The sequence below is a fragment of the Microcoleus vaginatus PCC 9802 genome, assembly GCA_022701275.1.
In the GTDB taxonomy this organism is placed as follows: domain Bacteria; phylum Cyanobacteriota; class Cyanobacteriia; order Cyanobacteriales; family Microcoleaceae; genus Microcoleus; species Microcoleus vaginatus_A.
Genome location: CP031740.1, coordinates 368,554 through 381,961 on the forward strand (window position 1 = coordinate 368,554; position 13,408 = coordinate 381,961).

A 13,408-nucleotide genomic window follows, 5' to 3' on the forward strand; every position below is an offset into this window, starting at 1 on the left:
GTTTGACTCCTTGCTGACAATAATTATACACTATCACACATTAACTACCTTGGCATCTGCAACAGCGGCTTGAGGTTTTTGAGGTCGTAAAAACGTACCAAATTGAGCATACAAAGCTGGCAAAACTAACAGCGTTAGTGCTGTAGAAGTAAATAATCCGCCTAAAACTACTACTGACAAAGGTTGCAGGATTTCCTTTCCGGGGCCGCCTTCTAAGACTAAAGGTGCTAAACCCAAAGCTGATGTTAAAGCGGTCATCAGGATGGCGTTGAGCCGTTCCATCGAGCCTTTAATAATTGCTTCCTTAAAAGGCATTCCCTCGGCAAATTTAGTGTTGTAGTTGTCTACTAAAAGCAAGCCGTTGCGGGTGGCAACGCCAAATAAAGTGACAAAGCCAACTAAAGAAGCTACAGAGATGATGCCGCCCGTCAAAGCTACTGCAATTACTCCTCCCACTAATCCGATCGGCAAATTAATCATAATCATAGCAGTTGAAGCGATAGACTTGACGGACAAGTACATCAATACTGTAATTACCAAAAAGGCGATCGCGCTAAATATCATAATATTTTGCGAAGCTCTTTGTTCGGCTTCAAATTGACCGCCGTACTGGATAAAATAGCCAAAAGGCAACTGCACCTCTCGTTTAACTTTAGCTTGAATTTCATTCACAACCGATCGCAAATCTCTACCTTTAGCATTAGCAGCAGCCACAATCAACCGGGAAACATTCTCGCGGTTAATAGTATTGGGTCCCGTACCGTATTTAACAGTCGCAACTTGGGCGAGGGGAATCTTGTTGCCGCTTGGAGTATCAACCAACAAATTCTGAATAGTTTCTAGGTTGTTTCTGGCTTCAGGCTGCAACCAAACCACTAAGTCAAAAGTTTGCTGCATTTCCAAAACTTGAGAAACAACTTTGCCGTTTAAAGCTGTCTCAATTATTTCAGAAAGCTCTCCGATTTTCAAACCGTATCTACCCGCGGCTTGACGGTTAAACTTAATTTGAATTTGTTGCACTGGCACCTGGGGTTCGAGTTGCAAATCCACAATTCCCTCAACTGTTTTCATTTGCTCTTCAACTTGGGCACCGATGCTGCGAAGTTGATCCAAATCAGGGCCAAAGATTTTGACAGCAATCTGACTTCTGACACCAGATAAAACCTCATCCATCCGGTGAGAAATAAAACCGCCGATATTTGGTGCAACTCCCGGCAATTTAGCAAATTCCTGCCGCAGCGACTCCAAAGTTTTTGGCCTGTTTTTCATCCCTGCCTCGCTCAAACCGATATCAATGTGAGCTAAATTGACTCCCGCAGCATCCGCATCTCCGGGAGCTCGGCCCGATCGCACTTGCACGTATTCAAACCTGGTATCATCCTTAAGTGCATCTTCAATAGCAAAAGCCGCGCTATCTGTTGTCTCCAAAGAAACCCCAGGATAAAGCAGAATAGTATTTACCAAAGTTTGCTCCTGAAACTCAGGCAAAAACACCCGCCCAAAAGATGGCAAAATAATTAATGCAGCCACCATGCTAGCAGCCGCTAAAGCTAAAATAATTCCCGAATAGCGCATTGACAATTGTATTAAAAAATGATATATTTTTTTGCAAATTCTTGGCAGCCAGGGTTCCGCAGCACTCATACGTTTGTTAGGCAACAAGATAGCGCAAAGGGCTGGAGATATTAACAGCGATTCCAGACTAGAAATCACAACAACTACCAGATAAGTAATCCCCATAGGCGTAAAAATCCGACCTTCTACACCGGGCAAAGTAAAAATTGGCGAAAACACCACAATGCCAATAACAGTCGCTCCAATTAAAGAATCGCGCACCTCTTGACTGCCGTCAAAAATCACATCCATCACCGGGCGCGGATGAAGAGAAGACGTATTTTCTCTCAAATTGCGGTAGGTATTTTCGGCATAAACGATCGCATCGTCGATCGCAGTGCCGATCGCCACCGACAAACCCCCCAAAGTCATCGTATTCAGCCCCAGCCCCAGCCAATACATCGCCAGCAGCGCCAACAGCCAAGTCAGAAAGAAATCCAGCAAAACAACCGCCAGAGTGCGCCAATTCATCAAAAACGGGATGAGAATAAGGGTGACGATAATACTGCCTTCAACTAAAGCCGATCGCACATTCTCCACCGAGGAATTAATATACTCTTCCTGGCGGAAAGTCACAGTAACTTTAATATCTTTGGGCAGAGCTTGCTGCACCTCAGCCATTGCTGCCTCAACCGCTTTAGTTACCGTCGGAGTATCAGCAACTGGCTGTCTGTTTACCATCACAATCACAGCTTTTTTGCCGTTAAAACTGCCATCGCCCCGCTTGATTGCAGCACCAATCTTGACATCAGCTACATCACCAATTCTGACGGGTGTTCCGTGGCGAGAGTCGATCGCCGATTGCTGCAAATCTTCCACAGACTCAATCCGCCCCACCCCCCGGATTAAAGTTTCTCGATCCGGCGTAATTAAATACCCCCCCGGCGCGTTAACATTCGCAGCCGCCGCCGCTTCAGCTACTTGCTGCAACGACACATTAAAAGCTTTCAACTTGGCAGGTTCTACTAATACTTGATACTGCCTTTCTTCGCCTCCGTAAGCCACCACTTGAGCAACCCCAGTTACTGCCAAAAGGCGATTTGTGACTTGCCAGTCAACCAGACGGCGCACTTCCATCAAAGGAGTAGTTTCTGATGTAAAAGCATAGGTAATAACAGTGCCGACAGGAGAAGTTGTGGGAGAAATTTGCGGTGTTTCTACCCCAGCCGGGAGTTTGCTTTGAGCTTGCTGTAACCGTTCTGTTATCAACTGGCGCGCTTGATAAATTTCAGTTCCCCAATCAAAGATTACCTTAACCGCAGAAAGACCCACAGCCGAAGATGAACGCACTGCTGTCACCCCAGGAGTTCCGTTAATCGCACTTTCGATCGGCAGTGTTACCAAAGACTCGATTTCTTCCGGCGCGAGTCCCGGTGCTTCCGTCTGAATTTCGACTTGCGGGGGTGCAAAAGGAGGGAAGACATCAAGCGACATTTGGGGGATGATAGAAAATGTCCACAGACTAACAATAATGGTGGCGACAACGACTAGCCACCGGCGGTTAATTACCCATCTGAGAATTGTGCTGAACATTTGAGTAACTTTGAGTTAATAAAGGCATATTTATGAAATTAAATTGTTATTTTCAAGCAATTGTTTACTTCACAATCTTGACTTCTGCCTCTTGAGTTTTAACGTGAGGCTTGTCATTGTGTAACAGCAGTTGATTGTCCAACGCCGATGCAGAGGCGGAAAAACTATTGTTTCCGGCATTGTTTCCAGAATCCGCTGCTATTGCTGGCAATTTGCGCCGATTTCCCCACAACACGCCGGCGGTGAAAGTCAGTGATGCGATCGCAACTGCTCCCCCTATTCCCGCCCACCATAAAGACACGGGTAAATTATTAAAATTAACCTCTGTTAGCTTGGGAGATGTCTCTTTTTTTGCCTCGTCTTTTGAGGGCTTGCTGTCCCCCCGCAAAGATTGTGCGTAAAGTTGAGGTGCTCGCTGCGTTACTATCAAATCTCCCTCGAATAAACCCCTCTTAACTTCAACTAAATCTCCGGCCGTTTGACCGAGTTCAATTTCAACAGCTTGATAAGCATTGCCATTTTGGACGTAAACGGTTTTTTTACCGCTAACATCCACTACCGCCGCACTCGGAATTGCTAAAATATTTGTTGCAGTTTTGTCGGTTAAAATCTCTAACTCAGCAAACAGTCCTGGCTTTAATTCGCCGTTAATATTATCTAGTTCTGCTTTCACGGGCACAACCCGCGTTTCTCCTTCCACGGATGACCCAATTAAGGCGATTTTTCCCTTGAAAGTGCGATCGGGTAAATTAGCGACTTTTACCCTGACTTCCTGACCCTTTTTTACTTGATTCAGGTCTTTTTCGTAAATATTGGCGGTGGCAAAAACGCGGCTGTCATTTAAGAGACTCATCAACGGTTTTTCAGCGTTTACTGACTCTCCTGGGGTGATTTCGCGATCGGCTACCGTCCCGGAAATCGGAGCAACTACGGTAACGAGTCCTCGATCGTTGGCAGCAGTTCCTAATTGTTGCAGCCGCGCTTGATAGGCTGCGTCAGCCAAGCGAATGCGCGAGTGAGCGACTTCGACGGCAGTTTTGCCGCGTTTGAGTTGGTTCTCGGCTTCTAGGACTTCCCGGCGGCTCAGAGCTCTGGTAAGTTGAGCTTTTGCGTCTGCTACTCTGCCTTGAGATTCCCGCAATTCCCGCATTGGCAGGTCTACTTCGGCTTGTTTAATTTCGGTTTCGGCTTTGATAACTTCAGGACGGCTTTTTGCCTTAGCAACAGCGGCTTGTGCTTCGGCGAAATGAGCTTGCGATTCCAGCATTGTGCGTCGCGCGATCGCCCCAGATGCCACTAATTCTTTGTCGCGATCGAACTGTTCTTTTGCCACAGTTAATTCAGTTTCGGCCCGCGCTATTTCGGCTTGCGCTATTTCAACTTGACGCTGATAGTTTTCTTTAGCGGCTTGCACAACTGAACGATTATTTACTAATTCTTGTTCTCGCTGGTACTGCTTAGTTACCGCTGTCAATTGGGTTTGGGCTTGGGCGATTTCTGCTGCGGATATTTGACTTTGGCGATCGTAATTTTCTCGTGCTAGTTTTAGATCGCCTTCCGCTTGCTGCAAATCTGCCTCAGCTTCGGCACGTTTCGAGAGAGATTCAACCCGCAATTGTCCTAATTCTGAACTCGATAAAACCGCAACGGGTTGACCTTTTGATACTTTGTCCCCAGGCTTAACCAGCAACTCTACTACTTTCCCAGCAACAGGAGCAGTAACTTCTACTTTTTCGTTGGGTAAAGTTTCTATTTGTCCTGTGGTTTTGATGCCGATATCTAGTCTCTTGCGGGCGGCAAGGGAGACTTTAATTCCTAATCGTTTTGCTGTTTCGGCATCGACAGAAATAGCAGTAGGAGTTTGAGTTGTTTCGCCGCTATGGTGAAATTCATTTCCGTGGCCAGCGTGGGCAAAAACAGCGGCAGGAGAACTTAGCAAAATTAGGCTCAAAAAACTTCCCGAAAAGCTGCTAATAATTGCCGGAGATGGAGCATATTTGGGGAATATCATCGTTGGCATTGTCCTTGAAATCAGGTTGAGTGCCACAGGTTTAGCAGTTGGTATTTTGCCAAGGTAAGTAAGTGATACCCATTAAGTAAAGTTACTTATTAGCATTTTCCAAGAAGCGACCGCTAAGCAATGACCAAGAGCTAGAAATGCTCTACTCAACCTAGTATTTCACGGTCAAATGAAATTAGGATGAAATTTCGCCTCAGCAGCCCAGATGCCCACCGGCTGCTAAAATACCCATATAAGTTGCGCCTAATGACAAGCCATTGTGCTGGAGATTTTTTTCCGCTTTTTTTATCTCTGCTTGCCCTTCAATTTCGTTTGTCAATGCGCTCACTAGCTCATCTACGGCTGCATTTGATTTATAAGTGGTGTTTAATTCCAAGCTATTCAATATCATAAACTACCCTCTCTATTTATATAGCTTTTTGCTGAGTTATCTACTACTTTAGAGGTAGGGCTGCTCCCTTGTCTACAGTATTCTTACGTAAATTTCTACTACTTTAGAGGTAGGGCTGCTCCCTTGTCTACAGTATGTGTAGGTACTCTCAGGAAACTGAGGTGGAGTCAGACCAATGCTGACAGCCACTGTCGAGCTACATTACTTTGTCTACCAAGGTTGTCGCCACTTTTTCATTTGCTCAATTTCTTGCTTTGGTGAAGCAAGTATTTTCGGAACTCTTGAGCTACTGTGATTAATGTCACTCATTTTCGGGATTTGGATCACTTTTTGTTGAGGTGAGCTAAATTACTGTTTGTACCAAGCTTGCCGCCACTGTTTCATTTGCTCAATTTCTTGCTTTTGCGAAGTCAGAATCTCTTGAGACAATTTCTTCATTTCCGGGCGTTTTGACTTCTTCAAAGCATCTTCAGCCATCACTAAAGCTCCCTCGTGGTGAGGAATCATCGCATTGATAAATCGCAAGTCAAATTGGTCGTCAGCAGCACCTAAATCCATACTCATCATCATGCTTTGCATTTGTTCGGGAGTCATTGCCATCATGTGACCCATTGGAGCGTGATAAGCCATCGGGGTACTGCTGGCTTTGGGATACCAAGTTTTTCGCCACTCTTTCATTTGATTGATTTCGCGGTTTTGAGCAGCAATTATATTAGTGGCAAGTTTTTTCATTTCCGGGCGTTTTGATTTGTTAAGCAGCTCTTTTGCCATGTTTACAGCACCTTGATGGTGTACTGTCATGCCATCAATAAATCGCAAATCGTAGTCGGCATCCGCAGGGCCTAAATCCATTGACATATCGTGATTCATGCCATGATTCATGCCATGATTCATGCCACCGCCTTGTGCTACGTTTTGCTTGTTGTTTGCTTCGGTTGCAGCCGTAACATTTGGGGCTGGAGTTTCACTGGAAGGGGCTTTTGAACAAGCTGCAAGCACTCCACTGGTTAAAGCGGCTGTGGCGGTCAACATCAGCGCTGCAAAGCCTGTTTTCAATGAAATTGGTTTCATAGAGCTTATATCCTTAAAACTGCCATTTATCTTCAGCTTTTCACATATAAATGAAATTAGGATGAAATTTTTTAATCGGACTTGTAAAGAATTATTGCTGTGCCGTCGCTCGCACTCAAATTTAAGATTTACAGAACTCACTTGAATCTAATTATGTAGGGTGCACAGTGCGTGCCTTACCCCTATGGGTAGCGTGTCAAACCAGTTTTTTCATAATTCCTGATTTATTTCGCAATTCCCATTGACTCTCCAGTTTACTGGAGACTTTACAATGGAGTTAATTCATTGATTGAGTAGAGTAGTTTCTGCTGAGGTTCAAATTATGACTTTAAAGCTAAAAGTTCCTAAGATGGCTTGTTCTGCTTGTGCGACTACAATCACAAAAGCAGTCCAAGCGATTGACTCAGTCTCAACGGTTGAGGCGGATCTCAAGACAAAATTGGTCACGATTCAAACCGCTAAGTCGGAAAGTGAAGTTAGGAAAGCGATCGCATCGGCGGGCTATCCAACTATTTAAAGACAAAGGGTAAATGTCTCATTCAGGATGGCATATATGGACAATCTCACACTTAAATTGCGGGGCATGAGTTGTGCTTCTTGTGCTTCCTCTATCGAACAAGTAATTCACTCTGTTCCCGGCGTAATTGAGTGTCATGTCAACTTTGGGATGGAACAAGCAAGCATCCAATACGACTCCAAGCAAACCAACTTAGAAACAATTCAATCGGCGGTTGATGGTGCGGGATACCAAGCTTTGCCACTTCAAGAAATGGCGGCGACAGAGGATGATTCCGAACAAGCCGATCGCAAATCTGAATCTCAAACCTTGCAGCGGAAACTCTGGACAGCAGGTATCATAAGCATCCTGCTAGTTGTGGGCGCTATTCCAGCGATGACCGGCTTGCACCTGCCATTTATTCCCGCATGGCTGCACAATTTTTGGCTGCAATTAGTCCTGACATCCCCCGTACAATTTTGGTGCGGTAAATCGTTTTATGTAGGAGCTTGGAAATCCCTAAAACGGCGGGTGGCGACAATGGATACCTTGATTGCCTTGGGAACGAGTTCTGCTTACTTTTATTCTGTATTTGTGACATTTTTTCCCAGTTTCTTGACGGCCCAAGGTTTGACTCCTAGCGTTTACTATGAAGTAGCCGCCAGCGTTATCGCCTTAATTTTATTGGGAAAAACCCTAGAAAATCGGGCGAAGGGAGAGACTTCGGAGGCAATTCGCAAACTCATGGGTTTGCAAGCAAAAACTGCTCGGATAATTCGCAACGGGGAAGAGTGGGAAGTGCCGATCGCCCAAGTGGAAATTGGCGATGTCGTGCAGGTGCGGCCGGGAGAGCAAATCCCCGTAGACGGAGAGGTAATTGAGGGTGCTTCGACGGTAGACGAAGCAATGGTTACGGGAGAAAGTTTGCCTGTCAAAAAGCAGCTTGGCGACGAAGTTATCGGAGCCACAATTAATAAAACTGGCAGTTTCAAGTTTCGGGCGACAAGAGTTGGCAAAAATACATTTTTAGCTCAAATTGTCAAGATGGTGCAGGACGCACAGAGTTCAAAAGCACCGATTCAAAAGTTAGCCGACCAAGTGACTGGTTGGTTCGTTCCGGCAGTAATTGCGGTCGCTCTAGCTACTTTTATTATCTGGTTTAACGCGACAGGAAACTTCACTCTAGCCACAGTAACAATGGTAGAAGTGCTGATTATTGCCTGTCCGTGCGCTTTGGGTTTGGCGACTCCAACTGCTGTGATGGTTGGCACGGGGAAAGGGGCAGAAAACGGAATTTTAATTAAAGGAGCCGAGAGTTTAGAATTGGCTCATAAAATTCAAATTATTGTCTTAGATAAAACTGGGACTCTCACCGAAGGCAAGCCGACTGTAACTGATTTTGTGACAATTAGGGGAACGGCGAACAGCAATGAGTTAAAGTTGCTGCAATTGGCGGCGTCTGTCGAGCGAAATTCGGAGCATCCTTTGGGGGAAGCTGTTGTGAGGTACGCTCAATCTCAAGAGGTTAATTTGACGGATGTTAAGGATTTTGAGGCGATCGCGGGGAGTGGCGTGCGCGGGGTTGTAGCCGGAAAGTCGATCGCCCTAGGAACGCTGAGGTGGATGCAGGAACTAGGCTGCGATACTGAATATCTCGAACTGCGCGGGAGAGCTTTGGAAGCTGCGAGCAAAACGGTTGTTTGGATGGCTGTAGAAGGCAAAATTGAGGCAATTCTGGGCATTGCGGATGCCCTCAAACCGTCGTCAGCGCAGGCGGTGAAAGCGCTTCAAAAGCTCGGTTTGGAGGTGGCGATGCTGACTGGGGATAATCGCGCGACTGCAGAGTCGATCGCCCAATCCGTGGGCATTACTAGGGTTTTTGCCGAAGTTAGACCCCACCAAAAAGCAGCTCAAATCCAAGCCCTGCAAGGGGAAGGAAAAATTGTCGCGATGGTGGGAGACGGGATTAACGATGCACCGGCTTTGGCCTTAGCAGACGTGGGAATTGCGATCGGCACCGGCACCGATGTGGCGATCGCAGCCAGCGACATTACCTTAATTTCAGGAGATTTGCAAGGCATAGTTACAGCAATTAAACTTTCCCGCGCCACCATGCGGAACATCCGCGAAAATCTGTTTTTTGCGTTTATTTACAACATCGCTGGAATACCAATTGCCGCTGGCATTTTGTACCCCATTTTTGGCTGGCTGCTAAATCCAATTATCGCCGGTGCAGCAATGGCATTCAGTTCAGTATCTGTAGTTAGTAATGCCTTGCGATTGCGGAACTTTCAAGCCAAATCTAGTGCATAAATTAGGATGTTTTCCCAACATCCTGGTAAGCAATGCCCACCATCCACCGATTTATCAAAAACAAGCTCTTGCATAAACTAGGAAAAATAAAAAAATGTTGAAGCAGCGCCAAATCTTAGGAAGCCTCGGAAGTTTAGGAATTCTGCTCGGAATTGCCTCGGGAGTGCGAGCCAATCAAATATCCATCCCTCCTGCAAATTCAACCTCTCAATTTCGCCATATCGAACAGCCGTTAAGTTTAAAAATTGGCGTAACAGCAGGCGGATTGACATTAATTAGTTTAGAATTATGGTGGTTTTTGTTCAGTAAAAAGCCAGCTAAAACCCGGTAAACTTTGCCGACGCGGTTTTTTTCAGCAAGAAATGGCTAAAATTGAGGAAGCTTAAAAAATTTGGAGTGAGCTAAATGAAACTACTACACACGATGCTCCGAGTCGGCAATCTGGAAGAATCCCTCAAATTTTACACCGAGGTTCTGGGCATGAAATTGCTGCGGCAAAAGGACTATCCAGACGGTAAATTTACTCTGGCTTTTGTCGGCTACGGCGATGAATCAGACACTACAGTTTTGGAGTTAACATACAACTGGGGCGTCACAGAGTACAATTTGGGAGATGCTTACGGTCATATTGCGATCGGCGTTGACGACATTTACGGTACTTGCGAAGAAATTAAAGCCCGTGGCGGTAAAGTCAGCCGCGAACCCGGCCCGATGAAGCACGGTTCAACAGTCATCGCTTTTGTGCAAGACCCAGATGGATATAAAGTTGAATTAATTCAACTGGCAAATCAAGGTAGCAACGCCCAGAAAGTAAGTGCGGCGAGCGCATCTTAGAGTTCGTCCTTCTAGTCCTGGTAGGGTGCGTCAGAAACAAACTTTTTGAGTTAAGTTGAAACTCTTTCTGTGACGCACCCTACTGAGGGGATTTAGGGGTTTTCAACACTTTTAATTCGATCGCACCGACGGTACAAACTGCTGCAAGTAACTCTTTTGCCACAAAATAGAAAAACTGGTGCCTATTTGGTTTAAGCTATCAAATTTAGGAATTAATCTAGATTCTCGGCGCTTGTCTAAAGCAGCGATCGCCGAAAAAAATACAGCTAATACTAACAAAAATACCACTATCACAATAAAGAAAATAGTCCAATAAACTACAAATTCGCTTGTGTAGCTGACGGTAAACATCGAGTTAATCACTGAATCCGATAAATACAAGAGCAGCCCTACTGAAAACCACACCCCCAACAATACCCATGTCAACTTAAACATATCTGTTGCAGTCTTATTATTCTTAGACACAGAAAGTTCTAAATCTCTAATGAGGCTGTTAATTTTGGATGTGACTTCATACAAAGTATATTGCAAAGAATCTCTGATAGAATTTAGCTCATTGTCGAGGTTTATGCACTGCTCGGAGGTGCTTTTGTCCAAACTGAGGTTTTGGAGTTTCTTGCGGTGCACAGACAGTTTATGGCCTAGGGTGTAATCCCATTTTTGCAGCCGCTCTATAGTCAAATACAAAAGTTCCCTATTAGCATCTAACAAGCTCTGGCAATCTACGATCGACTTCACTAACTTGCTCAGATTGTTGATCTGCTCATCTACCGTATTTTTGTCTTCACTCTGTTTAGCTGACAAGAAACTTGCCATCTCGACATCCCGATCGCCGCACAGCGACAAAGCCTCACTATACACCTTGTCAATTTCCATTTTATCTAGATACAGTGACGCTTTGCACTCCTCTATTTCGGGAATAGTCAGAAATTCTAAGGGGTGATGTTTTACTACATTAAATTTATATACTAGGGCCGCCAGAATCAGCGCCGATTTCCGGTCAAGCTTGTCTTTGTAAGGTTCTAAAATAATTACAGCTAGATTTTTGACTCTCGCTTCCGGGTGGTGCAGGAACTCAAAAATTTTGGCAAGTATTTTGGAGAATTCCAAGTCATTAAAATTATTTTCCGCAGCTTCCAAAAAGTTTGTTACGGCTGCATCCTTGTTGGGATTCAATTTGTACGAGCCCGTAACTGCTATCACAGCAAATACTCTCTCGATCCAAAACAGATATTCTTCGCAATCCATTGGCATAGCCGGCAGCAGCCAGCTCGGGCCGTACACCCAAAAATCTAGACAATTCTCATATTCCTTACTGCTATCATTTCTACTGTCGCCCAAAGCAAATTTGTTGATTGCTAACAGTTTAATTTGCTCTTCTACAACCAGCCGCTCAATTTCCCCTGCATTGATTGTGACATTGACAGCACATTCCTTGCCTTGTCGTTGCCCTGCTTCATCCAACCAAATTGACTTAATACTAACAGCCGCAGACCACCGAATTAAAGGAGTCGATCCCCCTCGCGCTTCCTGCTCTAACGCCGCCAGCAGATTTTTGCTAAAATCACTTGCTCTAGCTTCTCTCTCACTTGATATCAGCTCCTCTCGCACCTTCCCCAATGCCTGAATCCCCAAAGCGCGAAACAGCAAATTCGGATGGGGTTTTCTGACGGATTCGGGTATATTTTCTCTGAATATTCCGCTTTTCGCTACGCCCACAACTTCAGCAAAAGGCTCGCTCCCGCACTGTTGCAGGATTTTTTCAAGTAAGTTTATTCTTTGCCAGGGTTGAGTATATTTAGTGAGAATGAAGATTAGCGCTGTGCCGCTGCACCCGATCGACTCAGGGATGCTACTGCGATCGACTTTCCCCAGATTCCTCGTCATAATTGGTCGCCATGACAATTGGTAGATATGGACGCCATTCTTTGATGCTGAATTCAACTTTACATCTACTGGTGCTTTTTGTCAATATTAGTCCAGGACGCCTAGGGAGTTATAAACCCGGTTTCACGGGTAAATTTCTCCTAACTAAAGCCCATATTTTTCTTATAAACCGGCTTGAGCAAGGCAAATGTGCGTCCCGAACTAAATATATAATTTTGCAGTAATCGGTGAAATGTCAAAATTTTAGGCTGGGTCACGAAACCCAACCTACTATATTCATTTTTTTGTCGGAAGTTTTAAGATTTTGTCGCTCACCATTTCGTCAATGATTAAGTCGCTGATAATTTGAGCCCCGTGGGAGGTAAAGTGCAAGCCGTCATTATTTTTTACATAACCTCGCTTACCCGATTTATTAGCAACTACAGGAACAAATTTTCCGGCTTTTCCAAAAGTCTCCCAGGTCGAAATATATTCAATTTTTGATGAAGATTTGCTGGCATTTTGATAAATATCGTTCATAATGGGAAAAACTTTGATATACGAAGATTTGTTAGGTAGGGATTGACCGACCCAATACACTTTTCTCACCGATGAGGAATCTAGTAAATTAGCATATCTTTCAACTCTTTCTTGATAAGCTTTTTGCCATTCTTGGGTCATAATTTTCCAGGCTTTTCCTTGAAAATCTGTGATATTTTGACGGTCATTTGCTCCGAACAAAACTATCACTACATCCGGCTGATAATTATTAATAATTTGGCGAGTTCGGGCATACCAGTCATAATAATCTATCCGATTTAATCCGGTCGATACTTTGTAGTCAATTTTCGTATCGGCGATATTGTATTTTTTCTTAAGAGTGTACTGGAGTTGAATTCCTAAGTCGAACAGTACGGAATCTCCAATAAATAAAAATCTGCGATAAGGTCTGGTCAGTTTAGGTTTAGCTGGGGTTGTTTTTTTAGCCGTAGCAGGCTTTGGGGGTTCAACGGCCGCTTTTGTTTCGGTTTGGACAGGAGGAATTTCTGGTTCTTTGGGGAGGCTATCGAAGTTAATATCTTTAATTTGGCTCCAAAAAGCTTGTTCGGATTTTCTGAAACCGTCTATTTCGATCTGGCGCGCTGCTTCTTTGATTTCTGGACTGGCGAAAGGAGTTGAAGCAAAGCTTTTGAGAAATAATGAGAAGTTTGAAAATATTAAAGTGAGAATGACAGAAGTAACAATTAGCAAAAATTCCCGGTCTTTCATA

Annotated in this window: 10 protein-coding genes; 4 read left to right on the forward strand and 6 right to left on the reverse strand. The window is 44.6% G+C overall.

Going from position 1 to position 13,408, the window contains the following annotated elements; genetic code table 11:
* Positions 1-33: 33 nt before the first annotated feature.
* The 4 genes from D0A34_01560 to D0A34_01575 all read right to left on the reverse strand — a co-directional run bounded on the left by D0A34_01560 (position 34) and on the right by D0A34_01575 (position 6,629).
* Entirely contained in the window at positions 34-3,147 is a 3,114-nt protein-coding gene (locus tag D0A34_01560) for a CusA/CzcA family heavy metal efflux RND transporter (protein UNU17717.1), read from the reverse strand.
* Positions 3,148-3,211: 64 nt separating this feature from the next.
* Complete coding sequence (locus D0A34_01565; protein UNU22121.1) at positions 3,212-5,158, reverse strand: efflux RND transporter periplasmic adaptor subunit; 1,947 nt, start codon at positions 5,156-5,158, stop codon at positions 3,212-3,214.
* Positions 5,159-5,360: 202 nt separating this feature from the next.
* A complete protein-coding gene (locus tag D0A34_01570) occupies positions 5,361-5,558 on the reverse strand; it encodes a hypothetical protein (GenBank protein UNU17718.1) in 198 nt (65 codons plus the stop codon).
* A gap of 348 nt (positions 5,559-5,906) precedes the next feature.
* Complete coding sequence (locus D0A34_01575) at positions 5,907-6,629, reverse strand: DUF305 domain-containing protein (protein ID UNU17719.1); 723 nt, start codon at positions 6,627-6,629, stop codon at positions 5,907-5,909.
* Positions 6,630-6,951: 322 nt separating this feature from the next.
* On the opposite strand from D0A34_01575, the gene D0A34_01580 reads away from it, so the two are divergent.
* From D0A34_01580 to gloA, 4 genes are all read left to right on the forward strand, one after another.
* Entirely contained in the window at positions 6,952-7,146 is a 195-nt protein-coding gene (locus D0A34_01580) for a copper chaperone (protein UNU17720.1), read from the forward strand.
* 36 nt (positions 7,147-7,182) lie between these two features.
* Positions 7,183-9,438, forward strand: a complete 2,256-nt coding sequence (locus D0A34_01585) for a copper-translocating P-type ATPase (GenBank protein ID UNU17721.1) — start codon at positions 7,183-7,185, stop codon at positions 9,436-9,438.
* A 94-nt stretch (positions 9,439-9,532) separates the two neighbouring features.
* A complete protein-coding gene (locus D0A34_01590) occupies positions 9,533-9,769 on the forward strand; it encodes a hypothetical protein (GenBank protein UNU17722.1) in 237 nt (78 codons plus the stop codon).
* Positions 9,770-9,843: 74 nt separating this feature from the next.
* On the forward strand, positions 9,844-10,272 hold the full coding sequence (gene gloA, locus D0A34_01595) for a lactoylglutathione lyase (GenBank protein ID UNU17723.1): 429 nt from the start codon (positions 9,844-9,846) through the stop codon (positions 10,270-10,272).
* A 111-nt stretch (positions 10,273-10,383) separates the two neighbouring features.
* On the opposite strand, the gene D0A34_01600 is transcribed toward gloA, so the two are convergent.
* Together D0A34_01600 and D0A34_01605 are read right to left on the reverse strand one after the other, a co-directional pair.
* Positions 10,384-12,159: a hypothetical protein gene (locus D0A34_01600; GenBank protein ID UNU17724.1), complete on the reverse strand. Its 1,776-nt coding sequence runs from the start codon at positions 12,157-12,159 to the stop codon at positions 10,384-10,386.
* Between the two features lie 276 nt (positions 12,160-12,435).
* Positions 12,436-13,407, reverse strand: a complete 972-nt coding sequence (locus tag D0A34_01605; protein UNU17725.1) for a DUF459 domain-containing protein — start codon at positions 13,405-13,407, stop codon at positions 12,436-12,438.
* Position 13,408: the final 1 nt, after the last annotated feature.

Excerpts from the sequence above, each read along its gene's own strand:
- D0A34_01575 (UNU17719.1), bottom strand. The coding sequence starts at position 6,629 with ATGAAACCAATTTCATTGAAAACAGGCTTTGCAGCGCTGATGTTGACC.
- D0A34_01585 (UNU17721.1), top strand. The coding sequence starts at position 7,183 with ATGGACAATCTCACACTTAAATTGCGGGGCATGAGTTGTGCTTCTTGT.
- D0A34_01590 (UNU17722.1), top strand. The coding sequence starts at position 9,533 with ATGTTGAAGCAGCGCCAAATCTTAGGAAGCCTCGGAAGTTTAGGAATT.
- D0A34_01570 (UNU17718.1), bottom strand. The coding sequence starts at position 5,558 with ATGATATTGAATAGCTTGGAATTAAACACCACTTATAAATCAAATGCA.
- D0A34_01600 (UNU17724.1), bottom strand. The coding sequence starts at position 12,159 with ATGACGAGGAATCTGGGGAAAGTCGATCGCAGTAGCATCCCTGAGTCG.
- D0A34_01560 (UNU17717.1), bottom strand. The coding sequence starts at position 3,147 with ATGTTCAGCACAATTCTCAGATGGGTAATTAACCGCCGGTGGCTAGTC.
- D0A34_01605 (UNU17725.1), bottom strand. The coding sequence starts at position 13,407 with ATGAAAGACCGGGAATTTTTGCTAATTGTTACTTCTGTCATTCTCACT.
- D0A34_01580 (UNU17720.1), top strand. The coding sequence starts at position 6,952 with ATGACTTTAAAGCTAAAAGTTCCTAAGATGGCTTGTTCTGCTTGTGCG.
- gloA (UNU17723.1), top strand. The coding sequence starts at position 9,844 with ATGAAACTACTACACACGATGCTCCGAGTCGGCAATCTGGAAGAATCC.
- D0A34_01565 (UNU22121.1), bottom strand. The coding sequence starts at position 5,158 with ATGATATTCCCCAAATATGCTCCATCTCCGGCAATTATTAGCAGCTTT.